The sequence below is a fragment of the Kitasatospora sp. NPDC057512 genome (genome assembly GCF_042802135.1).
In the GTDB taxonomy this organism is placed as follows: Bacteria; Actinomycetota; Actinomycetes; order Streptomycetales; family Streptomycetaceae; genus Kitasatospora.
Map to the genome: position 1 here is coordinate 1 of NZ_JBHVET010000013.1, position 22565 is coordinate 22565.

General features: G+C 72.4%; 20 protein-coding genes and 2 pseudogenes. 14 read left to right on the forward strand and 8 right to left on the reverse strand.

Annotation, left to right across the window (positions count from 1 at the left end):
• Positions 1–473, reverse strand: a 473-nt coding sequence (locus ACFU6K_RS02045) for an exonuclease domain-containing protein (RefSeq protein WP_380660345.1), incomplete at its 3' end; no start/stop codon positions are given.
• On the reverse strand, positions 461–1162 hold the full coding sequence (locus tag ACFU6K_RS02050) for a DegT/DnrJ/EryC1/StrS family aminotransferase (protein ID WP_380660346.1): 702 nt from the start codon (positions 1160–1162) through the stop codon (positions 461–463). The genes ACFU6K_RS02050 and ACFU6K_RS02045, both read right to left, overlap by 13 nt.
• Before the next feature lies 1 nt (position 1163).
• On the opposite strand from ACFU6K_RS02050, the pseudogene ACFU6K_RS02055 reads away from it, so the two are divergent.
• Both ACFU6K_RS02055 and ACFU6K_RS02060 read left to right on the forward strand, forming a co-directional pair.
• Positions 1164–1397 (forward strand): annotated as a pseudogene (locus ACFU6K_RS02055) (IS701 family transposase); the annotation flags it as partial.
• A gap of 98 nt (positions 1398–1495) precedes the next feature.
• Positions 1496–2041 carry an HD domain-containing protein gene (locus tag ACFU6K_RS02060; protein WP_380660347.1) on the forward strand — a complete coding sequence of 182 codons (546 nt, stop codon included), beginning with the start codon at positions 1496–1498 and terminating at the stop codon, positions 2039–2041.
• Position 2042: 1 nt separating this feature from the next.
• Here the strand turns inward: ACFU6K_RS02060 and ACFU6K_RS02065 are convergent, their stop codons facing one another.
• Together ACFU6K_RS02065 and ACFU6K_RS02070 are read right to left on the reverse strand one after the other, a co-directional pair.
• Complete coding sequence (locus ACFU6K_RS02065) at positions 2043–2513, reverse strand: NUDIX hydrolase (protein WP_380660348.1); 471 nt, start codon at positions 2511–2513, stop codon at positions 2043–2045.
• On the reverse strand, positions 2510–3259 hold the full coding sequence (locus ACFU6K_RS02070; protein WP_380660349.1) for an XRE family transcriptional regulator: 750 nt from the start codon (positions 3257–3259) through the stop codon (positions 2510–2512). The genes ACFU6K_RS02065 and ACFU6K_RS02070 overlap by 4 nt, the downstream gene beginning before the upstream one ends.
• Positions 3260–3542: 283 nt before the next feature.
• On the opposite strand from ACFU6K_RS02070, the gene ACFU6K_RS02075 reads away from it, so the two are divergent.
• The 3 genes from ACFU6K_RS02075 to ACFU6K_RS02085 are packed head-to-tail and all read left to right on the forward strand — an operon-like array spanning position 3543 to position 7043.
• Positions 3543–4997: a hypothetical protein gene (locus ACFU6K_RS02075; RefSeq protein WP_380660351.1), complete on the forward strand. Its 1455-nt coding sequence runs from the start codon at positions 3543–3545 to the stop codon at positions 4995–4997.
• 34 nt (positions 4998–5031) lie between these two features.
• Positions 5032–5538, forward strand: a complete 507-nt coding sequence (locus tag ACFU6K_RS02080) for a LuxR C-terminal-related transcriptional regulator (RefSeq protein WP_380660352.1) — start codon at positions 5032–5034, stop codon at positions 5536–5538.
• Entirely contained in the window at positions 5538–7043 is a 1506-nt protein-coding gene (locus ACFU6K_RS02085; RefSeq protein ID WP_380660353.1) for a LuxR C-terminal-related transcriptional regulator, read from the forward strand. The genes ACFU6K_RS02080 and ACFU6K_RS02085 overlap by 1 nt, the downstream gene beginning before the upstream one ends.
• A gap of 161 nt (positions 7044–7204) precedes the next feature.
• Here the strand turns inward: ACFU6K_RS02085 and ACFU6K_RS02090 are convergent, their stop codons facing one another.
• Positions 7205–8353 (reverse strand): helix-turn-helix domain-containing protein, encoded by a 1149-nt coding sequence (locus ACFU6K_RS02090; RefSeq protein WP_380660354.1) that lies wholly within the window; start codon positions 8351–8353, stop codon positions 7205–7207.
• Between the two features lie 3 nt (positions 8354–8356).
• Positions 8357–8761 carry an NUDIX domain-containing protein gene (locus ACFU6K_RS02095; RefSeq protein WP_380660355.1) on the reverse strand — a complete coding sequence of 135 codons (405 nt, stop codon included), beginning with the start codon at positions 8759–8761 and terminating at the stop codon, positions 8357–8359.
• A gap of 204 nt (positions 8762–8965) precedes the next feature.
• Between ACFU6K_RS02095 and ACFU6K_RS02100 the strand changes: the two genes are divergently transcribed.
• From ACFU6K_RS02100 to ACFU6K_RS02130, 7 genes are all read left to right on the forward strand, one after another.
• The gene (locus ACFU6K_RS02100) at positions 8966–9802 is read left to right on the forward strand and encodes a TauD/TfdA family dioxygenase (RefSeq protein ID WP_380660356.1); all 837 of its coding nucleotides are present in this window, start codon (positions 8966–8968) and stop codon (positions 9800–9802) included.
• 64 nt (positions 9803–9866) lie between these two features.
• Positions 9867–10037 (forward strand): FxLD family lanthipeptide, encoded by a 171-nt coding sequence (locus ACFU6K_RS02105; RefSeq protein ID WP_380660357.1) that lies wholly within the window; start codon positions 9867–9869, stop codon positions 10035–10037.
• Positions 10038–10133: 96 nt separating this feature from the next.
• Positions 10134–13151 carry a lantibiotic dehydratase gene (locus tag ACFU6K_RS02110; protein WP_380660358.1) on the forward strand — a complete coding sequence of 1006 codons (3018 nt, stop codon included), beginning with the start codon at positions 10134–10136 and terminating at the stop codon, positions 13149–13151.
• Positions 13148–14407 (forward strand): lanthionine synthetase C family protein, encoded by a 1260-nt coding sequence (locus ACFU6K_RS02115; protein ID WP_380660359.1) that lies wholly within the window; start codon positions 13148–13150, stop codon positions 14405–14407. The genes ACFU6K_RS02110 and ACFU6K_RS02115 overlap by 4 nt, the downstream gene beginning before the upstream one ends.
• A gap of 15 nt (positions 14408–14422) precedes the next feature.
• Positions 14423–16501, forward strand: coding sequence for a methyltransferase, FxLD system (gene fxlM / locus ACFU6K_RS02120; RefSeq protein ID WP_380660360.1), 2079 nt, complete (start codon positions 14423–14425; stop codon positions 16499–16501).
• 5 nt (positions 16502–16506) lie between these two features.
• Complete coding sequence (locus tag ACFU6K_RS02125; protein ID WP_380660362.1) at positions 16507–17643, forward strand: hypothetical protein; 1137 nt, start codon at positions 16507–16509, stop codon at positions 17641–17643.
• An 84-nt stretch (positions 17644–17727) separates the two neighbouring features.
• The gene (locus ACFU6K_RS02130) at positions 17728–18660 is read left to right on the forward strand and encodes a TIGR03619 family F420-dependent LLM class oxidoreductase (RefSeq protein WP_380660363.1); all 933 of its coding nucleotides are present in this window, start codon (positions 17728–17730) and stop codon (positions 18658–18660) included.
• Between the two features lie 237 nt (positions 18661–18897).
• Here the strand turns inward: ACFU6K_RS02130 and ACFU6K_RS02135 are convergent, their stop codons facing one another.
• A complete protein-coding gene (locus tag ACFU6K_RS02135; RefSeq protein ID WP_380660364.1) occupies positions 18898–20103 on the reverse strand; it encodes an MFS transporter in 1206 nt (401 codons plus the stop codon).
• A gap of 75 nt (positions 20104–20178) precedes the next feature.
• Between ACFU6K_RS02135 and ACFU6K_RS02140 the strand changes: the two are divergent.
• Positions 20179–20381 (forward strand): annotated as a pseudogene (locus ACFU6K_RS02140) (MerR family DNA-binding transcriptional regulator); the annotation flags it as partial.
• A 205-nt stretch (positions 20382–20586) separates the two neighbouring features.
• Here ACFU6K_RS02140 and ACFU6K_RS02145 read toward each other — a convergent pair.
• The gene (locus ACFU6K_RS02145; RefSeq protein ID WP_380660365.1) at positions 20587–21501 is read right to left on the reverse strand and encodes an aldo/keto reductase; all 915 of its coding nucleotides are present in this window, start codon (positions 21499–21501) and stop codon (positions 20587–20589) included.
• A 171-nt stretch (positions 21502–21672) separates the two neighbouring features.
• Here ACFU6K_RS02145 and ACFU6K_RS02150 point away from each other — a divergent pair, with 171 nt between their 5' ends.
• Positions 21673–22551, forward strand: a complete 879-nt coding sequence (locus ACFU6K_RS02150; RefSeq protein WP_380660366.1) for an AraC family transcriptional regulator N-terminal domain-containing protein — start codon at positions 21673–21675, stop codon at positions 22549–22551.
• Positions 22552–22565 lie beyond the last annotated feature (14 nt).

The window sequence follows — 22565 nt, forward strand, 5'->3', positions numbered from 1 at the left end:
TCCAGCTCCAGCTGGGTGCGCCACCGGCGGGGGGCGCACCCTTCGGCCAGCAGCAGTTCCAGGATCTTGGCGGTGACCTGGACGTCCGGCATCGCCCGGTGCCGGTCCGCGGGTCTGGGGATGCCGTAGTGGCCGAGCAGGTTGTCCAGCCGGTAGGAGCCGAGATGCGGCAGGACGGCCTTGGCCAGGCCGATCGTGTCGAGCAGCGGGGTTGCGGCCAGGACGGGGCAGTGCTCGGCCTGATGGGCGATCAGGCCCGCTTCGGTGTGCGCGTGGTGGGCCACCAGCCGGTACGGCGGTGCGCTCAGGTGAGCGTCCAGGCCGGCCATCACCTGGGCGGCCGGGGGCGCGGTGGCGAGCAGGGCGGCGACCTCGATCGGCTCGGCGGGCCGCCCGGCGGGGGTGAGCCCCTCGAAGTCAATCACCACCAGGGTCGTGTCGGCGAAGCGGGGATCGCGCATCAGCTCTTCCACGCGGCGGCCTCCTGCCTGATCGTCAACGCCCAATGTTCGATGGCCTGTTCGGTGTCGTGCTCGGTGAACGGGACGGCCAGCAGGGTGTCCACCGTAGCGTGCGCGCGAGGAAGATCGCCGGTGGCGTAGCCGGAGCAGGCCGGGTGCAGGTGGGCTGCGGTGAGGCGGTGGGTGCCCACGCTGTTGGGCACGCCGAGGCCGGCGAGGTGGGTGGCGAAGGCGCGCGACTCGGGCAGCGTCAGGCGCCACAGGGCGCTGTAGCCGTTGGGGCTGTCGCCGTCGCCCGCGGCGATCGGCTCCAGGCCCTCAGTGCCGTCGACCCCGCGATGGAGGGCGGCTGCCTGCCGGCGGCGATGCGCCAGCGCGTCGGGGAAGCGCTGGAGGTTGTGTCGCGCGAGGGCCGCGAGCGGCTCGGCGAGGCGGTAGTTGACACCCAGGCGGCTTCCGGCCGGGGCGTCGGGAGCAGCGCTCTGCCAGTGGGTGCGGTAGGCGGCGGCCCGGTCGGCGAGGGCGTCGTCGTCGGTGAGGAGGTAGCCGCCTTCCCCGCACGCGATGATCTTGCCGTCCTTGAGGGAGAAGCACCCGGTGTCGCCGACGGTGCCGGCCGGGCGGCCCCGGGTGGTGGTGCCCTGGGCCTGGCAGGCGTCCTCGATCAGCCGCAGGCCCGTGGTGCGGGTGTACGCGGCCACGTCGGTCGAGGACCTGGTCCGCCCGGCCAAGATCCGCTGGCGGACCGAGCACGACTACCACGAGCTGAAGACCGCCCTGGGCCTGGAGCACTTCGAGGGACGCTCCCGAGCCGGCTGGCACCGCCACGTCACCCTCGTCACCGCCGCCCACCTGTTCGTGACCCCGGTCCGGAGCCGCCCAAAAGTGCCTGCTCGGGCATGGCCCTCTACCAGGCCGTCAGAGCCCTCCAACAGCTCCTGGCGACCTGGAACGGCACATGCCCGACCTGCCACCGACCGATATCCAGGCCAAGACCAGCCCCCGACCTGACAAAGCACTACTAGCCTTGAGCGATGAACCTGAGCCTTGCGTACCGGACCGCCGAATCGCTGCTCGCGGACATCCCCCTGCGTTGGGCGCACTCCCGTCAGGTCTTCGAGCAGGCCGGGCTCCTCGGCCCGACGCTCGGGGCCGACGAGGAACTGCTGCATGTCGCCGCAGTTCTTCACGATGTCGGGTACGCGCCCCCGGCAGTCGACACCGGCCAGCACATGATCGACGGCGCCCGGTACCTGCGTCGGATCGGCGTCGATGCCGAGGTCTGCTCGCTCGTCGCCTACCACTCCTCGTCGGAGTGGGAAGCGGCCGAACTGGGCCTGTCGGCCGCGCTCGCGGAGTTTCGTCGGCCGCCGTCGGACCTGCTGGACGCGATCACGTACTGCGATCTCACCAGCGGCCCCGACGGCACCGTGGTCGACCCGGTGTCCCGGCTCGACGAGGTCCTTCGCCGGTACGGCACCGGCCACGTCGTCCACCGTGCCGTCTCCGCAGCTCGCCCGGCGCTGCTGGCCATGGTCGACCGGGTTGCGAAGCGGCTGGCCGAGTCCGACAGCGCCTGAGTCAACCGAGGTGTGGGGCCGGATCGTTCCGGAAACCGTGGTCGAGGCGGAGCCTGGTCGTCGGGGCGATGTCCAGCCCCTCGAGTTCCGCTCGCGGCACCCAGCGGACCTCAAAGGACTCGGAGCTGGCCGTGAGGCGGCCCCCGACCGGCCGCGCCCGGAAGCACAGGGAGAACTCCTGGCGCACTTCCCCGTCGGAGAACTCGATCACGTGCCCGGGGTCGCTGTACGTGCCGACGAGACCGGTGACCTCGACCGCGATACCGGTCTCCTCCCGTACCTCGCGCACGACGGCCCCCGGAAGGTTCTCGCCGATCTCCAGGACCCCGCCGGGCATGCCCCAGCGGCCGTTGTCGGAGCGCCGCTCCAGCAGGAGATCGCCGCGCTCGTTCACCACGAACGCGGTGACGGCGGGCACGATCCGCTGGGCTTTCGGGGCCCTCGGATCGTCGAAGTAGTCGGTCCGGCTCACGATTCCTGCCTCGGTAGCGGAGCAGCACCGGCCCAGACCTTCTCGAAGCTCTGCCGGTAGGTCGAGACCAGCTGGGCGCCGGCTACGCGGCGCAGGTGGAGCACCGGGGTGAGCGGTGCGCTCACCCCGTAGATCTGGGCGTTCACCAGCATCTCGTCGTCGAACCAGTACAAGGAGTTGTGCAGTGTGGACCGGTGCGTCCGGAACTCGATGCCGGGCGTTCCGTAGAGCGGCCGGTAGAGCTTGATGACCTCGCGCACCTTGTACGCGACACCCTCGCCGAGTTCCTCCTCCTCGCCCCGTCGCGCGACCTCCGTACTCTCCGGGTCACCGAGCAGCAGACGGACCCGGACGCCCGCCCGAGCCCGTTCGGCGAGCGCCCGGTGCCAGCGCGGGTTCTCGGCGAGATGGACGCCGGCATGGACGAGCACGCCGATGTCGGTAGCCGAGCGCTGGGCGAACTGCAGCCACAACTCCGGTGGCACGGAGGAGCGGTGGGGGTATACATGGACGATCTCGGCGTCGGCCTCGTCCAGTCGCTGGGTCTCCGACTTCGCGTCCGGCCAGAGGTAGTCCTCGCCGGTCTGCAACTTGGCCGCCGCCGCCTGGCGGTGCCGCCTGTACGGTTCACGGCTCTTGAGGATCCAGCGCTCCACCGTCTTGGCATCGACTCCGCAGTGCTCCGCCAGTTCCCGCTCGGTGACTCCACGGACGACCAGTGCGGACCGAAGGCGTTCGTTCGCCATGGCACTCCCGGATGGGACGTCTTGGGACGTACTGAGACCTCAGGAGGATACCGAGGACGTCCCAAGACATCCAGCTCAGGTCTGATCATGTCCCCCTCCCCACCGGCATTCTGAGTCTCCGCCGGTTCGACCGGATCGAATCGGCCGGCTCGAATCCACCCGCTCATCTGCGGAGACTCGCCATGATCCCGTGCATCCTCAGCGCCGTCGTCAGCGACCTGATCGGCACCGCCGGCGTCGACATCCACGTCAGCCCCGAGGGGCTCGCTCTGACGGAGGAGGCGTGAACGCGACCGCCGGCGCGAACAGCGCCGGAGCACCTCGACGGCCCCTGCCGCTGCCCGGCCTCCTCTCGGCCGTCCACATCCTCGACCCCCACACCCCCGGCGTGGCCGGTCTGGCCTCCTACCTGGCCCGGAGGCACGCTCGGGTGACGGTCTCGCCGCCGCGCCCCGATTCCCACCCCGACCTGCTCCAAAGGCTCGAACGGTGCGGTGTCGGCCTTCGGGCGGCCACCCCCGGGGCGGCCTCGCTGATCTGGGGCGGGGACAACACCGTGGTCCACGAGGTCCTGGACCACGCTGTCGGCCGAGGCCTTCCCATACTGGGCTACGGGCGGGCCGTAGAGCTGCTGGCCGCCACCGCGCCGACCACGGTCGCCGTCGCCGGCAGTCACTCCACCACCATGGCCGCCGCCGCGCTCACCTGCGCGCTCGTCAGCCGCGACCCCGGATGGATCCTCGCCGAGGCCCCCAAGGGCGACTGCGCCGGCTACGAGGGCGGCGGAGAGCTCCTGGTGGTGGACCTGTGCCCGGACAGCTCCGGCCACGATGCCTCGCCGCCCGGTTGGCGCTTCCGCTCCCTGGGCGAAGGCCTCAACCCGGCCGTGACACTGGTCACCGCCGCGGACGCCGCACCGCCGTGCTGGTGGAACCAGCAGGAGGCACTGGACCAGATGGCGGCCCTCGCCCGACGGAGCGAGACGGTGGTGCTGTGGGCCGCCCAGCCCGGTTGCCTGGAGCTCGCGGACCGGCTGCGCCGGCGCCGGGGGCCTCGGGTGGTGACCGTCGGTCGCGGCGCCGACATGGACGTGCAGATTCTCGGGAGATTCTGGACCGGCGAGGAGCACCGCGTCACCGTCCAGGCCGGCGGCGAGCGTCACACCTTCACCGTGCCGGTCGCGGGGACGAACTCCGCCATGGCCGTGGCGACGGCCTGGGCCGCGGGCTGGGCGCTCGGTGTCCCCGGCCACGAACTCGTCGACGGGATCGGCGCGTTCGCCGGCGTCGAGAGGTCGCTGACCCGGCTCGGCACGAGCGGTGGGATCGACGTCGTGGAATCCATCGCCGTGCACCCGAGGGAGATCAAGGCCGACCTCCTGGGTGCCCGGATGCTCACCGAGGGCGCGGTGGTGGCCGTGTACGAGCCCTCCGGGCACCTGCGGTCGAACACCCTCGCCGGCCTGATCGCCGACGCCCTGACGGCCGCCGACCGGACGGTGCTGCTGCCCGTCCACTCGACGTTCCCCCGTCACCACAACCGCGTCGACGGCGGCGAGAGCATCCTCACCGCCAGTCCCGCCGGCACGGTGATCCGCTACGAGCCCGGCCTGGACCAGCCGGGCCCCGAGCCGCTGGTCGCCTCCCTCGTCCGACGGGGAGACCTGGTTCTGACCATCGGCCCCCAGGTCGCCCGACGGATCGGGCCCTCGCTGCTGTCCGCTCTCGACCGGTCGTAGCCCCCTCCTCCCCCGCTTCTGCTGGAGATCAGCCATGCCCGCTTCCCGTCCCGCCAAGCCCTACCTGTCCGAGGGCGACGTTCTCCTCCTGCAGCAGCTGGCCCGCGGCGCCCTGTACGGGGCGATCAGCCGGGCCACCGGGATCGAACAGGCCAGAGTCGGCGCTGCCATCCTCACGCTGCTGCCGAAGATCGGCGCGAAGTCGCGCTTCCATGCCACCGCCCTGGGCGCGGGATGGGGCCTGGTGCAGGAGGTGCACCCGATGAACCCCACCGGCAACCCACTGCCGGCGCAGCACATCGCCGTCCTCGCCGGGCTGGTGGGCGGCGAGGACGCGACCGCCACCGCGGAGCGCCTGGGCCTGGCCGTGAACACGGTGAAGACCTACACCCAGGCCGTCCTGAGGACGCTCGGGGTCCGGTCGAGGGAGCAGGCGAGCGCCGCGGCCGTTCTCGGCGACCTGGTGCTGCTGCGGGCTCTCGGCGTCGGTTGGCCGGCTGTGAAGCTCAGCAGCCTTCGGCAGCAGGCGAAGGCGGGCTGATGAGTACGGAAGCGGCACCCACGGCGCCGGCCGCGCAGTTCGTCGCGGTGTTGGACAGGGTCGGTCTCGGGATGACGAACGCGGCGATCGCCACGGCGATGGATCTGAGTGTCGACACCGTCAAGTACCACCTGCGCCAGGCGTACGAGCGGTTGGGGGCGGCGAACCGGGTCCAGGCCTTCGCCTGGGCGTGGCAGTCCGGTCTGCTCGCGCGTTCGGCCCCGGCGGGTGCTCCGCCGGCCCTCACGGACGAGCAGACACTGATCGTGCGGATCTGGGCGGCGGGCGGGAACCGCCTCGACGTCGCCCGCGCGTTGGAGGTCCGGGAGCGCGCGACGGAGCTCTACGAGGACGCCGTTCTCAACGTCTTCGGCACGCGCAAGCGCGTTGTCGCCGTCCGCCGAGCCCTGGAGCACCAGCTGCTCGATCCGGCCGGGGACACCCTCGCCGAGCTCACCACACCCATGGCGGCCGATTCGGGCCAGGGCCGCACCAGGCACCACCGGACGAAGGGAGCGACCGGTGTATCCGGACCCGTAGCCACGACCCCGGCAGAGCCCTGCCACCGTTCCGATCCGATGGAGCGCGCCATCGCGATGCTCCGGACCGCGCGCGGTCTGGTCGTACACCTCGGCGCGCTGGCCGCCCTCCCGGAAGTGCCGTCGCTGGCGGAGGTTCTGGCCGGGGCCGCGCCTCGCGGGGCCGCGCCGACCGTCGTACGGCTGGTGCACCAGGCACTCGCCCTCGGTGTCCCGTGCGCTCTGGTGCTTCCTGCCGTGGCGGTCGATCCGGACCGTGCCGTCGCAGTGGTCGGGCTGAGAGCGGCCTGGTCCTGCGCCGTACACCAGGGCGCGCACAACGGCACCGCCGCCTACGTGGCCGCCGCCCACCGTCTCGGTGCCCCGGCCGACGACCTCCTGGTCGTGTGCACCGCCGACCAAGTGCCCGTGGCTGGGGAAGCCGGGTTCCGCCGGGTCCTGGCGACCACGAGCTTCGTGCCGAGGACGGAGCCACGACGTGCCCCTGTGCCCGAGCTGAACGCGCTGGAGCGGCGGATCGCCGAACTCGCCGCCGAGGGACTGACCATCGCCGAAATCGGCGGCCGGGCCCACGCCGGGGAGTACCTGGTCCGACACCGCCTGGCCGACCTGCGCCGACGCGCCGGCGCCGTGGACGACGCGCACCTGGCCGTCCGCCTGATCACGACGGAGCTGATCGGCACCGAGCGGCTGCGAGCCGGGCTGCCCGACCGGGTGCCCGGGCTGGATCAGGCGGGGCGAGCCGTGATCACGCTGATCTGCACCGGGACGATGAGCGAGGCCGGGGCGAACGGCTGCGGGCTGAGCCTGCGCGAGGCCCGCACCGTCGAGGCCAGGGTCGTTCGTGCGCTCTCGTGGCGCGGCAGCCGCACCCACGCCGCCGCCGTCGCCCTCCTCACCGGCCTCGTCACCCTGCCTCCAACGGCCTTCACCCCCTTCGTGGAGCCGATGGGCCCAATGCTGTGAACCGGCTTCGGGGAGGGAAAAGTGACCACCGCTCAGTGCCCTCTCGACCCGCCGCCGTACGCCCTGACAGCCCACCATACCGGGCGACGCACCGGTCTCCGGACACTTCCAGGAAGAGCAGGTCCGCCGTGTTCATCGCCGTCCCGCCGCCGGGCTGGAGGTCAGGCCGCTATCTCGGCTCGCAGTCGTCCCAGGGCACCGTCCGCCTGTTCCTTGACGTCGGGCAGGTGGCGGCCGGCCCGGACGACGCGCTGGAGCTGGTGTGGCAGGCGGTGGAGGGCCGCCCCGTCGACCGCGGCGCTGAGTTGTTGCGCCGCGCCTGTCGGGTCTCCCTTCCGCAGCAGCACCTCGCCTGCGGTGATCGCCGCGATGATCCGCCACTGGGCGGTCGCTCCGAGTCCGGCGGCCGGTGCCCGGTCGAGTTGCCGGACCGCTTCGGCGACCCGGCCGGTGTTCATGAGGCCGCGAAGGCGGACCTCGTGCAGGGTGAACTCGGAGAACAGGGCGGTGGGTGCCACGTCGTGCAGAAGGCGGCGGCCGTCGTCGATCGCGGCGTCGAAGACGGCGGTGTTCCCCGCGGCTCCGGCGGCGCGGGCGAGCAGGACGACGGCCTCGGCTCGTTCCGTGGCGGTGCGGGCGGTATCGCGGGCCTGGCCGAGCCGGTCCAACGCGCGAAGGGTCAGGCCGGACTTGCGCAGTTCGTTGCCGTGATGGCGCAGCGCGTGGGCGTGCAGCGCCGGATCGCCGACCCGTCGGGCGACGCTGAGTCCCTTGCCGGTCCAGCGGGCCGCGGTGGCGAGGCGCTCCTCGGGCAGCACGTGTCCCAGCGCGACGCCGAGGCCGACGCGGGCCCTGGCGAGCAGACGCAGGGTGTCGAGGTCGGCGTGGCCGTCCGCGGTTCGGGCCTCCAGCCGGGCGACCAGTGGCCACAGCTCGGCGACGGCGGTGGTGGCCTGGCCGGCCTGGCGGGCGATCTCGGCCAGGCGCAGCACGGACTCGGCGAGCTGGATCACGAGTTGGTGGTCCGCGTCGGTGTCATCGGTGATGCCGAGGCAGTGCGGCGGGAGGCCCAGGCGTTCGGCGACGTGGCGCAGGGCGGCGATGTCGGTGATGGTGCGCGAGCCGGTCTCGATGCGGGAGACGTAGCTGGTGGAGTAGCCGAGGAGGTCCGCGAGTTCCTGTTGCGGCAGGCCGTGGAGTTCGCGGTAGAGCTGGAGGATCTCGGGCAGGGCTCGGCGGCGCAGGATGTCCTGGGCTCTGGGCGTGGTCCAGTGCCATCGGATGCCACCGTAGGGGTCGATCCCGGCCATGGGTCAGGCCTGGTCGTGCAGTTCGTACCAGCGGGTGATGGAGTCCTTGTAGCCCTGCGGCATGACCAGGCCGAACACCTCGTCGCGGTGGAAGAGGCCGGCCTCCTTGTGCTCGTAACTAACGACCGGGGGCCGGTGTGCGTCGGTGGCGGTGCACCCGTAGGTGACGATGAAGACCTTGCGGCCGGGGATCGGCTCGTACATCCACACGTCGAGCAGCGGGCCGGCGGCCGCCGTCCAACCGCTCTCCTCCTGGATCTCCGTGACCACCCGCTGCTCAGGGGTCTCCGTCCCCTCCAGCTTCCCACCGGGCAGCTCCCACTCCTGGCGCTCGTTCTTCAGCAACAGCACCCGCTGCTGCGGGTCGAGCACGACGCCCTTGATGGAGATCGGGAACGTCGTTGGCACGTAAGGCTTTTCGGTCTGTCCGGTCATCGCTTCTTCCGGGGCGCTCAGGTGGTCACGGGCCCGTCGAAGGTAGCAGTCGCGCGGCCGGGCGGTGCCCCGCTGCCCGGTGATCCCGCTTTGACAATCTGTCACTTTCCATCCGGGCGATGGGGCGTGAAGAGTGTGTCGCCTCCCACCCACTCGGTCCCACGAGGGAGATCCACCATGTCGTCTTCCGACACCAACGGCACCAACGGCGAGGAGTTCACCGCACGCCTGCTGGACGGAGCAGCCCGCGAGCGCGCCGGAGCGCTGCTGCGCGAGCACGGGACTCTGCGGCTCGCCAGGCTGGGCGGGCGCGACGACGTGCTCCTCGCCGCCGGCCGGCTGATGTCCTCGCTGTGGAAGCATCGGGATGCCGACCCGGACGGGTTGACCGTCATCCGCGACACCGGCCGCCACGACGGACGACCGGGATTCGCCGGCCTCGGGCGCGGCGCCCTGCTCGTGCACACCGAGTGCGCGCAACACCCGGATCCACCCCGGCTGCTTCTCCTGGCGTGTGCGCGGGCCGGTGACGTCGGCGGCGAGAGCCTGCTGGTGGACGGCCAGGCCGTCCTGGCCGAGCTGGCCGCGTACCACCCGGCCGTCATCGAGGTGCTCTCCGCGGAACGATCCGCCTACTTCGGGGGATCAAACGGTCTGTTCGCCCCGGTTCTTCGGCAACTGCCCGGCGGCCGCTGGCGGTTGCGGCTGAGGCAGGACGACCTTGCCCGCTTCTCACCGGACGCCGAGGCTCACCTGCCCGTCCTGCGCCAGACCATCAACCGGAACACCCGCCGGCTGCGCCTCGGCCCCGGACAGGGCGTCGTGCTGGACAACCATCGCCTGCTGCACGGCCGCACCGCCTTCACGGGCGAGCGGCTGCTACTGCGCGCGCTGGGCGAACCTCACCCCGTGCTCGGCCTCGAGTCGGGCTTCCCCGCGCCGTGGTCCATCACAGGCCGCGCAGTTCAGTCGGCCTTCTGCACCCGGCGCTGCCACCCCACCGTCTCCTGGTGACGCGGGGCGCGTCCCGCGCCCCGGCTCCAGGTCCCACAAGGGAAACCCTCAAGGAGGAGCCACCATGGCTCAGAAGATCACGGCCGAGTCCAGGGCCACCACGCCCGACGCCGTCGGCGACGAGTTCGACCTCGACGTCCGCACCGTCGAGACCACCGACTCGGCCAGCCTGCAGGTCCTCACCGACGACGGCTGCGGCAGCACCTGCGGCGCCTGCACCACCGGCCTGCACTGACCCGACCGGCCGGTGTCCTGGGCGACGACGTCCCTGGGCACCGGCCGCCACCGCCACCGTCTTCTCAACCTGTCTCCGACTGCGAGGTTCGCGGCCATGCGCCCTCCCGCTTCCACCGTTCCCTACCGCACCGCCGGCGTGGCGCTCGTGCGCGCCGTCGCCCGCCCCGATCTGCGGGTTCCCGCATGGCCGGACCTTGACGGCGACGACCCCTCGGCAAGCGACCGCCGCACGCGATGGTTGCGCGCGGTGTGGGCGGACAATGAGCTCGCCCAGGCTCTCGGAGTGGCCAGCCCGGTCCTCGCCCGTCGCGTCGCCCAGCTGACCGGCACCCCCTCGCCCGCACCACGGGACGTACGGCGCGCCGCTCTCTCCACCGCCCGCTATCTGGCTCGCGCAACCGGCCGTCCCACCCCGTTCGGCTACTTCGCCGGCGTGCAGGCAACATCGTTCGGCCCGTCCTGCGAGCTGCGTTGGGGCGACGAGCACCATGTGGTCACCCGTCCCTCGGCCGCCGGGCTCGCCCGGGCGATCAGGCAGCTCGAGCACTGTCCCACCCTGCTGGCCCGTCTGGACGTGATGGCGAACACCACCGTCCAGGTACGCGGTGATCGTCTCGTCGTCCCCCACCGGCCGCTCGACCTCCCGGGCAGTCGAGCGGCTGCGGCCGAGACGACCCTGCGCCACACCCGTCCCGTCTCCTTCGCCCTCGCCGCCGCCCGCCAACCGATTCGTTTCCAGGAGCTGGCCGACAAGGCCCAGGCCGAGTTCCCCGCCGCGACCGCCGAGCAGGTCACCGGTCTCCTGTCCGAACTCGTCGCCCAGCAGGTGCTCATCACGAACCTTCACACGCCGGCGACCGACACCGACCCGGTCTGTCGCCTCCTGGTCCCCCTGGAGAACGCAGGCGCCGACGAGGTCGCCGAAGCGACCGAGCCCCTGGCGGACCTACGCGCCGCTGCTGCCCCTGGGCACGGCATTCTCTCGTCGGCCGTGGACTTGCGGCTGGACGCCGACCTCGTCCTCCCGCACACGGTGGCCGACGAGGCCGCACGCGCAGCCTACCTACTCGCCCGACTCAGCCCCGCTCCCAACGGCACCGCGGCCTGGCGGGCCTACCACCAGCGGTTCTACGAACGCTACGGCCGCGGCGCTCTGGTGCCGCTGCTCGATGTGGTGACCGACAGCGGGATCGGCTGGCCCGACGGCTACCCCGGCGCCCGGCCCGCCGAGAAGCCCCGCTTCGATGAGCGGGACGAGATCCTGGCCGCGATCGCCCAGCAGGCCGCACTCGACGGGGCGCGCGAGGTCGTCCTCGACGAGGCCCTGCTGGCCGCCCTCGACCTGGGCCCGACCGAACCCCGCTGTCCCCCACACCTGGAGGTCGTCGCCCGTCTCCACGCCCGCAGTCAAGAAGCGCTCGACCGGGGCGACTTCCGGCTGGAGGTGGTCTCGGCGTCCCGGGCCGTCGGCGTCTCGGTCGGCCGATTCCTCCACCTCCTCGAACCCAGGCACCGGGCAGTGTTCACCGATCTGCTGAGGAACCTGCCGACGTTGGACGAGCACGCCGTCACCGCGCAGCTCTCGTTCCCGCCGCTGGACCCGGCGACCGGACACGTCGCCCGCAGCGTGGCGACCGGCCAGCTGGTGATCAGCCTCGCCGAGCACCGCCGCGTCGCCGCCGGCGTCCTCGGCCCCGAGGACCTGGCGGTGGGCTGCGACGGGCGGCGCATGTACCTGACAGCACCGGAGCTCGGTGTGCGGATCGAGGCCGCCCCCACCCACGCCCTCAACCTTCGCCACCACACCCCGCCGCTCGCCCGGCTGATCACCGAGCTGTCCCGCGCCCAGACGGCGCAGGTCACCCGCTTCGACTGGGGTGCTCTCCACGCGTTGCCGTTCCGGCCCCGGTTGCGGCACCGGCGCGTCATCCTCTCCCCTGCCGCCTGGCGGCTCACCGCCGCCGAACTCCCCGCCGACGACGCCCCGCAGCGACTGTGGGACGGAGCCCTCGCCTCATGGGCGGAGCTGCGTCGCGTCCCGCAGCACGTGATGCTGGCCGCCGACAGCCAAGGCCTACCCCTCAACCTCGACCACCCCGGCCACCGCGTCCTGCTGCGTGGCCACCTGCGCTCCGCCCGGCACGCGGTCCTCGTCGAGGAACCCGACCCGGCCGACCTCGGCTGGGCCGGCGGCCGGGCCCACGAGATCGTGGTCCCCGTCACCGCCAGCCATGCGCCGGCCTGGCCGCGCCTGCCCAAGCCCACCCCCGCCCGTATCCTGAAGCGGGGCCACGGCGACGCCCCCGGCACCTCCCGTGTGCTCCTCGCCTCCCTCTACGGCGACCTGGAACGCCAGGACACCGTCCTCGCCCGGCACCTGCCCAACCTCCTCACACGACTCGGGCACCCGAAGTGGTGGTTCGTGCGCTTCCGTGACCCGCGCCAGCACCTGCGGCTGCGCGTCTCCCTACCCGACCCAACCGACTTCGGATCCAGCGCCAGCGTGATCAGCACCTGGACCGCCGAACTCCACCAGGCCGGACTGCTGTCCGAGGTCGTGTACCCGACCTCGTACACGGAGACCGGACGTTGGGGCGAGGGCCCGGCATGGGCCGCGGCGGAAGAAGTGTTCCGCGCCGACTCCGCCGCCGTCGTCACCCAACTGTCCCAGCCCTCGCTGCCTGGCTGGCAAGCGCTGCTCGCCACCCACGCGGTCGCCGTTTCCACCGGGTTCACCGGTTCCGTCGCCGCCGGGCTGCGCTGGCTCGTCGACAACATCCCTGCCCAGGCACCGACCCCCGTACCCAGGCCGGTCTTCCGCGAAGCCGTACGCCTGGCCGATCCGGCCCACGACTGGGCAGCGCTACGCACGGCGCCCGGCGGTGCCGCGCTCGTCGATGCCTGGTCCGTACGCCATCGGGCACTCGACTCCTACCGCTGCTTCTTCCCCGGCTCGCACACCGAAGGCGTGCAGGCCGACGACGTCCTCGGCTCCCTGCTTCATTGCAGCTTCGTCCGCGCGCACCGCATCGACTTCGACGACGAGGCCCAGGTCCTCTACCTGGCCCGCGCCGCCGCCCTCGCCCGCTTGTCGCGGGACGGTGACCGGTGACCATCCCTCACCCCTCTCTGCGGTTGTCCGACCGGATCGCCGAACTCCTCGCCGACCCCGAGGCCGTAGCGTCCGCCTGGTCGTCCCGCCCGCAGTGGCGCCAGTCCCTCGCCCACGGCGCCCCCGGCATCGCCCTGCTCCACATCGAACGCGCCGCCACCGGCCGGGGCCCGTGGGAACCGGTACGCGCCTGGCTCGCGGTCGCCACCGACGCTCCGGTCACGAGCGGGGCGGACAGCTACCTGTGCTACGGTGCTCCGGCTCTCGCGCACGCCCTCGCCTGCGCTGCCCAGGCCCGCCCCTGCTCCTACCAGCGCGCCCTTGCCCGCCTCGACCGGACCGTGGCGGCGGATGCCGCAAGGCGCTGCGACGAAGCCCTCGCCCGGATCGATCGCGGCGACTTGCCGGCGCTGGCCGAGTTCGACGCGATCCGTGGACTGGCCGGCATGGGCGCCGTCCTCCTGCGCCGCACCCCCGGCGGAGAGACCGTCCGGCGAGTCCTCAGCTGCATGGCCCGCCTGACCGGTGACGTCAAGTACGACGGCGGGCTGGTGCCCGGCTGGTGGACCCCGCACGGCCCCTCCGGCAGGCCCGACGAGCGGTTCCCAGGAGGGCACGCCAACAACGGCCTCGCACACGGCATCGCGGGTCCCCTCGCCCTGCTCGCCCTGGCCCTACGCCGCGGTGTGGAGGTCGACGGCCAGCGCCAGGCGATCGGCACGATCACCACCTGGCTGGAGCGCTGGCGCGACGGCCACGCCTGGCCGTACTGGATCACCCGCGCCCACCTGGACGGCGCCGCCCGCGGCCCGTTGCCCCCACAGCGCCCGAGCTGGTGCTACGGCACCGCCGGCCTCGCCCGCGCCCAGCAGCTCGCCGCCCTCGCCGTCGGCGACCAACGCCTGCGCCACCAGACCGAAACCGACCTCGCCAACGCGCTGGCGGACCCGAAGGCACTCGCCGCGACCACCGACCTGTCCGTCTGCCACGGCTACGCCGGGCTCGCCCACATCGCGCACCGCGCTGCCGACGACGCTCTCCCACACAACGCAGCCCGGCTGCGCTCGGCCGCCGCCATGCTCCTCGGCACCGCCCACCCGCCCCGTACCGACCCCGACACACAGGCACGCCAGCTCCTTGCGACGGCGGGCCCCGCCTTCCTCGAAGGCGCGACCGGCACGGCCCTCGCCCTGCTGGCCCCCGCAACCGGCACCGCGCCTGCGACCTGTTGGGACGCCTGCCTCCTGACCGCCTGACCAAGGACCATTTCGATGACCACCGGCTGGATCCAGCACGACCTCACCTTCACCGACCCTGCCACCGTCGAACAGATCACCGCCCACCACCTGGCCCCCGTCCTCGCCTACGGCCAGAACTCCGGCGCGCTGAACGGCTGGTGGTACATGCGCAAGAAGGGGCTGCGACTGCGCTACCGCGCCGCCGACCCCGCCCTCGCCGTCACCGCGCTCCTCGACGTGCTCGCCGAGGAGGGACTCCTCACGGGCTGGGCCACCGTGATCTACGAACCGGAAACCGAGGCGTTCGGCGGCCCCGAGGCCATGGAGATTGCCCACCGGCTCTTCCACGCCGACAGCCGGCACCTGATGGCCCGTGCCGCCGAGCCCGACCCACCCTCACTCGGCCGGACCGAGACCCTCGTCGCCCTCGTCTCCGCCATGCTCCGCTCCGCCGGCCTCGACTGGTACGAACAGGGCGACGTCTGGGCCAGGTTCGCCGAACTGCGGCCCGAGCCGCCCGCCCTCGCACCCGTACGGGCAACCCCCCTGACCGCCGCGATGCGCCGCCTGATGACCGTCGACACCCGCCGGCTCACCCGCCCTGGTGAGCCGCTCGCCGGCCAATCCGACTGGGTCGACGCCTTCGAGAAGGCTGGACAGGACCTCGTCCGCCTGGCCCGCGACGGCCGACTCACCCGCGGGCTACGTGCCGTTCTCGCCCACCAGATTCTCTTCCACGCCAACCGCGCCGGCGTGCCCGTCGATCATCAATCCGCCACCGCCGCAAGCGCGTTGGACGCCGTCTTCCATTCCGGCGAGGGCCCCGCGCCCTCGCAGTCCATCATCCGCACAACCACTAGGGTCGCCGAAGTGACTACTCTCAGCAACAATGTCGCCACCTCCGCCGAGCAGCTGCGCGACAACCTCACCGACCGCCTGCTCACCCAGGGCGCCATCCGCACCGACGCGGTCGAGGCCGCCTTCCGCACCGTCGCCCGCGAGCACTTCCTGCCCGGCTTCCCCCTGGAGGCCGCCTACGCTGACAACCCCACCTACACCAAGACCGACGGGTCCGGCACCCGGATCAGCGCCGCCTCCCAGCCCGCGATCGTCGCCCTGATGCTGGAACAGCTCGACGCCCGGCCCGGCCAGCGCGTCTTCGAGGCCGGGGCCGGAACCGGCGTCAACGCCGCCTACCTGGCCACCATCGTCGGCCCCGACGGGCACGTGGTCGCCGTCGACGTGGACGACGACCTCGTCGACGGCGCCCGCAGGCACCTCGCCAATGCCGGGATCACCAACGCCGACGTGGTCCTCGGCGACGGCGCGCTCGGCCACCCCGACGCCGCCCCGTACGACCGCATCATCGCCACGGTGAGCACCAACGAGATGCCCACCGCCTGGCTCCGGCAGGTCAAGCCCACCGGACGGATCGTCCTGCCGCTGCGCCTGCGCGGCACCGCCTCCCGCACCATCGCCTTCGAGCGCGGCGACACCGGCTGGGTGTCGGTCGACGACCAGCTCGCCGTCTTCATGCCGCTGCGCGGCAGCATGGACGACGCCCGCCGCACCGTCGTCCTCACCCACCAGGGCGACGTCACCCTCCAGGTCCACAAGGACCAGAGCGACGCGGTCGACGCCGACTTGCTGCTCGGCATCCTCGACACCGAGCGCCACGACGTCTGGACCGGCGTCACCATCCCGGCCGGCACCACCTACGAGTACCAGGACCTGTGGCTCGCCCTCACCCTCCCGAACTCCCTGATGCGGATGAGCGTCACCGGCAACGCCCGCGAACGCGGCATCGCCCCCATGTTCGGCTGGGGCGCCATGGCCACGGTGGACGCCGCCTCCCTCGCCTACCTCACCCTTCGCCCCGGCGAGCCCGACAACGACGGCCGCAAGACCTACGAGACCGGCGTCATCGGCCACGGCCCGACGGGCGCCGCCCTCGCCGACCTCGTCGCCGAGGAGATCCGCACGTGGAACACCGGCTACCGGGGCCTCAGGCCGCGCTTCGAACTCCCCGACTCCCCCGCCACCGCTGTCCCGGCCGCCGGCCGCTTCGTCCTGGAGCGCCCCCACCACCCGATCACCGTCATCTGGGAGTAACCCGCATGCACCCGACCGGACCGACCGCCCGGCGGTTCCCGCTGGTCGCCCGCCACCGGCCGGCGTGCCTGCCCCTCGACGCCCGTGTCGGCCGGCTCACCGAGCTGGCCGACACGGCCTCCCGGCATGCCGACCCCGGCCTCGCAGCCGCCGTCTTCAACCAGGCGGCCCTCCTCGCCTCCGACCTCGCCCTGCCCGGCTACGCCCGCGAGCTCTGCCACCGCCACGCCGCCCTCCACCTCACCCGCGGCCCGCTCCCCACGACCAGCGCCATCCACGGCCTCGAACCCGTCGTCAACCTCGCCCGCCTCCACCTCCGCGCCGGCCACCACCAACACGGCCACCAGCTCCTCCTCGACCTCTACCACGCCGTCACCACCGCCACCGAGACCACCCTCGACGGCCTCACCGTCCCCGCCCGCCTCACCGAGACCAATAAGCAGCGCCACGAAGTCCGCCAGTGGCTGTGGCGCGTCGTCATCGCCGACGGCACCCGCGCCCTCACCACCGCCGGCCGCTGGACGGACGCCCTGCGCCACATCGAGCAGCACCGCGGCATCGGCCGACGCATCCTCGACGGCCGCCAGGTCGCCGTCCTCGCCCGAGCCACCGCCGACGACCTCCCCGGCGCCCTCGCCCTGCTGGCCGCCACCGAGCCCGGCGCACCCTGGGAGAACGCCGTCACCGCCGTCCTCACCGCCCTGTGCCTCCCCGGCGACCGGCACACCGCCGAAACCGCGATCGACCACTGTCTCGCCCTCGAACCCGACAAGGGCCTGGCCGTCTTCAGCACCCGCCTCGCCCTGACCGCGATCGACGCCGTCGGCCCGGACACCCCCGCCGCCCGAAACCTGATCGAGCAGCTGACCAGCCGGACGGGTGAAACAGGCGACGGCTACGCACTGCACGACCTCCTCGCCCACCCCGGTGTCCGCGACCGCCTCGAACCCGGCAGGACGGCCGATCTCGCACAGGCCCTCGCCGCCTGCGCACTCGGCTCCGCCACCCTCCCCGAGCCCCTCCGCGACCAGCTGGAGGTCGCCCTCGCGGACGCCCAGGCGGTGCTCGAAGCCTCCCCTCCGGAACCGGTCTCGCCGGCAGGCGGCCCGTTCGGACATCGCGCCCCAGCAGCAGGCAGCTGAACCGCGCGCGCCCTGACCGCCGCGCGTCGTGCGGACGGGGGTACAACGGCTGCGGCCCGGAGCGCGGGAAGTCAGGATCGAGCCATGGCCATTCGGTTGGGACTCGGGCTGCCGCAGATGAAGTGGTACGACCTCGCTCATGCTCCGGCGGCGGTGGCACGGGCCGCGGAGCGGATCGGCTACGACAGCCTGTGGGTCTTCGAACGGGTGCTGGTCCCCGAGGCGCCGCGGCAGGGCCTGTACGACGTGCCGGGGCTGGCCTGGCCGGACTCCTACCGGTCGGTCGCCCATCCGCTGGTGGTTCTCTCGCTCGCCGCCGCGGCGACGGAGCGGGCCCGGCTCGGCAGCAGCGTCCTGGTCGCGCCCCTGCACGGGCCGTTCCAGCTGGCCCGCGCCCTCGCGACGCTGGACGCGGCGAGCGGCGGCCGGGTGGTCGCGGGGCTGGGGACGGGCTGGTCGCTGGACGAGCACGCGGCCGCCGGGCACGCTCCCTTCGAGGAGCGCGGAGCCGTGCTGGACGAACTGCTGGACGTCTGCGCGGCGGTGTGGGGCCCCGACCCCGTGTCGTACCGGGGCAGGCACACCCTGATCGACGAAGCGGAGGTCGGGCCGAAGCCCGTGCGCCCCGTGCCCGTCTACCTGGCGGCGTCCGGCGGCAGGGCCCTGGACCGGGTGGCCCGCCGCGCCGACGGCTGGCTGCCGACGGGCATGACACCCGGGCAACTGGCCGTCCTGCGGCGTGAGATCGGCGAGTGGGCCGCGTTGTACGGCCGCGACGCGGGCGCGATTCAGGTCTGCGCGAGGGCGAACATCCGGATCACCGAGGCCCCGGTGCCCGACGCCGAGCGGAAGCCCTTCGTCGGCACGGTCGAGCAGATCGTCCAGGACACGGCCGGCTATGCGGCCGCGGGGGCGGACGAGGTACTGCTCGACCTCCAGGCGAACGCGCGGGATGCCGACGAACTCGCCGATCTGGCGGCCCAGGTGCACGCGGACATCCGCGGCGCGGGGATCTGAGACCCCTGGAAACCGCCGTCGTCCCGCCGGGGCCTCGGCACCGCCGTCAGCGCCTCATCGGACGCCCTCCCAGAGCGACCGCTCCCGGCTGCCCAGCCCGCAGTCCAGGGCGGGCGAGGGGCGGGCGAACTCGTAGACGAAGGTCCGTGCGCCCAGAGCGGCACCGGGCCTCGGCCACGCGGATGGCCGGGACGCGGTAGGAGTGGTCGGTCACCCCGCGGCGGCGTCCGGCCGCCGCTACTGCGCGCCGGGGCGAACGGCCGGGAACGCGTGCTTGCGGGCGCCGACCACGACCAGGAGCACCGGCACCAGGAGGGCCAGCACCACCCAGGGGAAGGACTCGGGCCCGGCGGTCGTGAGCAGGATGCCGCCGACCGCGCCGCCGCCCGCCATGAAGGAGTTCCAGGCGGTGACCAGCAGCGCCTGTCCCCGGTCCCCTCCCGCGTCGGTGACCGCGGTCTGCAGCAGCGTCGCGAGGCCGCCCCAGGCCAGGCCCCAGATGGCCATCGCCAGGTAGACCACCACGACGTTGGTGGCGAGCACCCCGAGCAGCAGCGACGCCACGATGAACAGCGCGGTGCTGGCGACGGTCAGGGTCCGCAGCTTGCGGTCGACCAGGACGCCGGTGATCCAGATGCTGACCAGCGAGGCGATGCCGAAGACCAGCAGCACGATGTCACGCTGGCCGCCCATCCCGTACTTGTCGAGGAAGCTCGCGATGTAGGTGTAGAGCACGTTGTGGGCGAGCACGTACGCGGCGACCACGAACAGGATCGCGACCACGCCCGGCACCCGCAGGCCGCGCAGGATCGGCTCCCGGGAGCCCGCCTTCTGGCCGGGGAAGTCCGGGACGGAGGCCGCGATCCAGGCCAGCAGCGCGACGGAGACCAGCGCGACCAGGCCGAAGGTGAGCCGCCAGCCGACCACCTTGCCGAGGAAGGTGCCGATCGGGATGCCCAGCGAGAAGGCCAGCGGGATGCCGGCCATGGTGATCGCGATGGCCCGGCCCGCCAGGTGCGGCGGCGCCAACCGGCGTGCGTACGCGACCAGTTCGGCCCAGATCGCGGCCGCGGCGATGCCCGCGACGGCCCGGAAGACCATGGTCAGGGGGTAGGAGGAGGAGACGGCGGTGACGGTGTTGGCGATGGCGAACGCCAGCACGGCGACGAGCAGCAGCTTCTGGCGGCGCCAGGCGGCGGTGGCGATGGCCACCGGGATCGCGGACAGGCCGGTGGCGATCGCGTAGACGGTCAGCGACTGTCCGGCCGCGGACTCGCTGACCGACAGGTCGCGAGCCATCTCCGGGAGCACGCCCGCGGGAAGTGCCTCGGTCAGGAGACTCATGAAGGCGGCGGTGGCCAGCGCCAGCAGGGGCGACCAGGGGAGCTTGCCGTCCGGTGCCGCCGGAGTCTCGGCGCGCACCTCTGTTTGCGAAGTTGACATGGTGTTGTTCTCGAACCCTCACATAGATGTGAATGTCAAGTCCTGGTGGACTCTTGGGAATGCGGGGTGGCCCGCATGCGGATCGGTGAGTTGTCCCAGCGCACCGGCACCCCGCGCGGACTGCTGCGGTACTACGAGGAGCAGGGGCTGATCGCCCCCGGGCGCTCCCCGAACGGCTACCGCGACCACGACGAGCGCTGCGTCGACCGGGTGCTCCGGATCCGGGGCCCGCTCGACTCGGGCCGGCCCGGATCATCAAGCAGATCCTGCCCTGCCTCCCGGGGCGAGCCGGGAGCGGACGCGCAACTCGCGCGTTTTGCCGACGAGTTCGTCGGACAGGGCGGCGCATCTCCCCCAAAGGCCTGGGGGCCACCGCCTTGATTCCCCTGTCAATCAAGACGGTCCAGGCGGTCGGTTCACCGACCTATGCCTGATGTCGTCCGCCGCCCGATCGAGCATCGGTGACCGCTGCTACACCGGAGCTCATGCAGCCTTCGTGGGGTCGCCCGAAGCCCAGGCGACGCCCTCGCCGCGGTCCATCTTCTCGATCGCGGTCATGTCCTCCTCGTCGATGGTGAAGCCGAAGATGTCGGCGTTCTGCCGGATGCGGTCGGGGTTGGTGCTCTTCGGAAGCACCGGGTAGCCCTTCTGGACGGCCCAGCGCAGGAGGACCTGCGCCTCGCCGACGCCGTACTTCCGGGCCATGACCTTGAACGGGCTGTCCGCCTGCTCGCCGTCGGCCCTCATCCGGATCGACTTCGCGCTGTCCTGCCCCTCCCCGGTTCGCCAGGTGGAGAGCGGAACCAGGCTGCTGTACGCGATGGGAGTGATCGCGTTGTCGTCGAGGTAGCGCACCAGCTCGGGCTTCTGCGACCAGGGGTGGAGTTCGAGCTGGTTGGCGGCCGGCAGCGGCAGGCCCGCCGCCTTCAGCTCCTCGATGTGCTTGACGCTGAAGTTGCTCACACCGATGGCGCGTGCCTTCCCCTGTCGCTGCAGTTCGACGAGCCCGCGCCACTGCGCGAGCCTGTCTTCGCGTCCGAACGGCGCGTGGATCAGGTACAGGTCCACGTAGTCCAGCCCGAGCCGTTCGAGGCTCTCGTCGAGCGAGGTCACCGTGGATTCGGTGGTCTTCGCCTGCTGCCCCCACTCCGGGTTCCCCGGCCAGAGCTTCGTGGTGACGAACAGGTCGCTCCGGGTCAGCCCTTCGGACTCGAGTGCCCGCTTGATGCCCGCCCCGACGCCGGACTCGTTCTGGTAGCCCTCGGCCGTGTCGATGTGCCGGTAGCCGGCGCGGATGGCCTCACCCACCGCGGCGGCGGCCTCACCGTCCTCGATGAGATACGTGCCGAAGCCCAGGTAGGGGATCTCGGTACCGGTGGTCAGTGTTCGGGTTCGCATGCTGTCCTCCTTGGAAACGCGACGTGATCGACGCTACCCAGCGGGGCACCGCGGCGCCTGCCCGCTCCTCCGAACCGCTTGCCCATTCCTGCACAGGTTGAGAGAGTGGTCGTGTCCGCGCGGCTGCGGCAGCGGCCCGGCCAGGGCATCGACAGAGGACGAAGCGTGCACTTGGAACGACTCATCGACGATGCTTCCCGTCGTGTTCGGGCAGCCGATGGCGGTGGCGACCAGCCAACCGTCCAGCAGCTGATGCCCGGCCTCCGGATCCTCCGGCAGAACTCCCCGAGTTCATTCCAGGCCTCGCTGTACGAGCCCGTCCTGTGCCTGATCCTGCAAGGCCGGAAACAGGTCGCGATCGGAGAGGAAACGCTGTCGTTCGGCCCGGGAGAGTGCATCCTCGTGAGCCACGACCTGCCCGTGACCTCCAGGATCACGAAGGCTCCCTATCTGGCACTGACCCTCGCGGTGGACGTCGCCGCGCTCAGGGAGCTCTACGACAAGGTCGCCGATTCGGCGCTCGACAGCGGACCCGCCCGCGTGGTGCAGAAGCACCGGGCGGACCCCGGGCTGCTGGATGCCATGCACCGGTACCTGGCGCTCGCCGACTCGCCCGCGGACGCGCGGGTACTCGGCGCGCTCACCTCGACGGAGATCCACTACCGCTTGCTGACGGCCCCGTTCGGCGGCATGCTCCGCCGTCTCATGCGCCGCGACAGCAACGCGAGCGCCGTCGCCCGCGCCATCGGCCGCATGCGCGAGGACATCCGCTCGCCGATCACGGTCCCGGAGCTCGCACGGCGGGTCGGCATGAGCTCGTCGTCCTTCCACAAGCACTTCAAGGCGATCACCTCGACGACGCCACTGCAGTACCAGAAGGACCTTCGCCTGCTCGAAGCGCGGCAACTCCTCCAGACGGGCGGCCCCTCGGTCACCACCGCGGCCTATGAGGTCGGCTACGAGAGCCCGAGCCAGTTCAGCCGTGAGTACGCGCGCAAGTTCGGGGTCCCCCCGAGCCAGGACCTGGCCGACGCGACCGGCACGGCGTAGTCGCGGCCCATGCG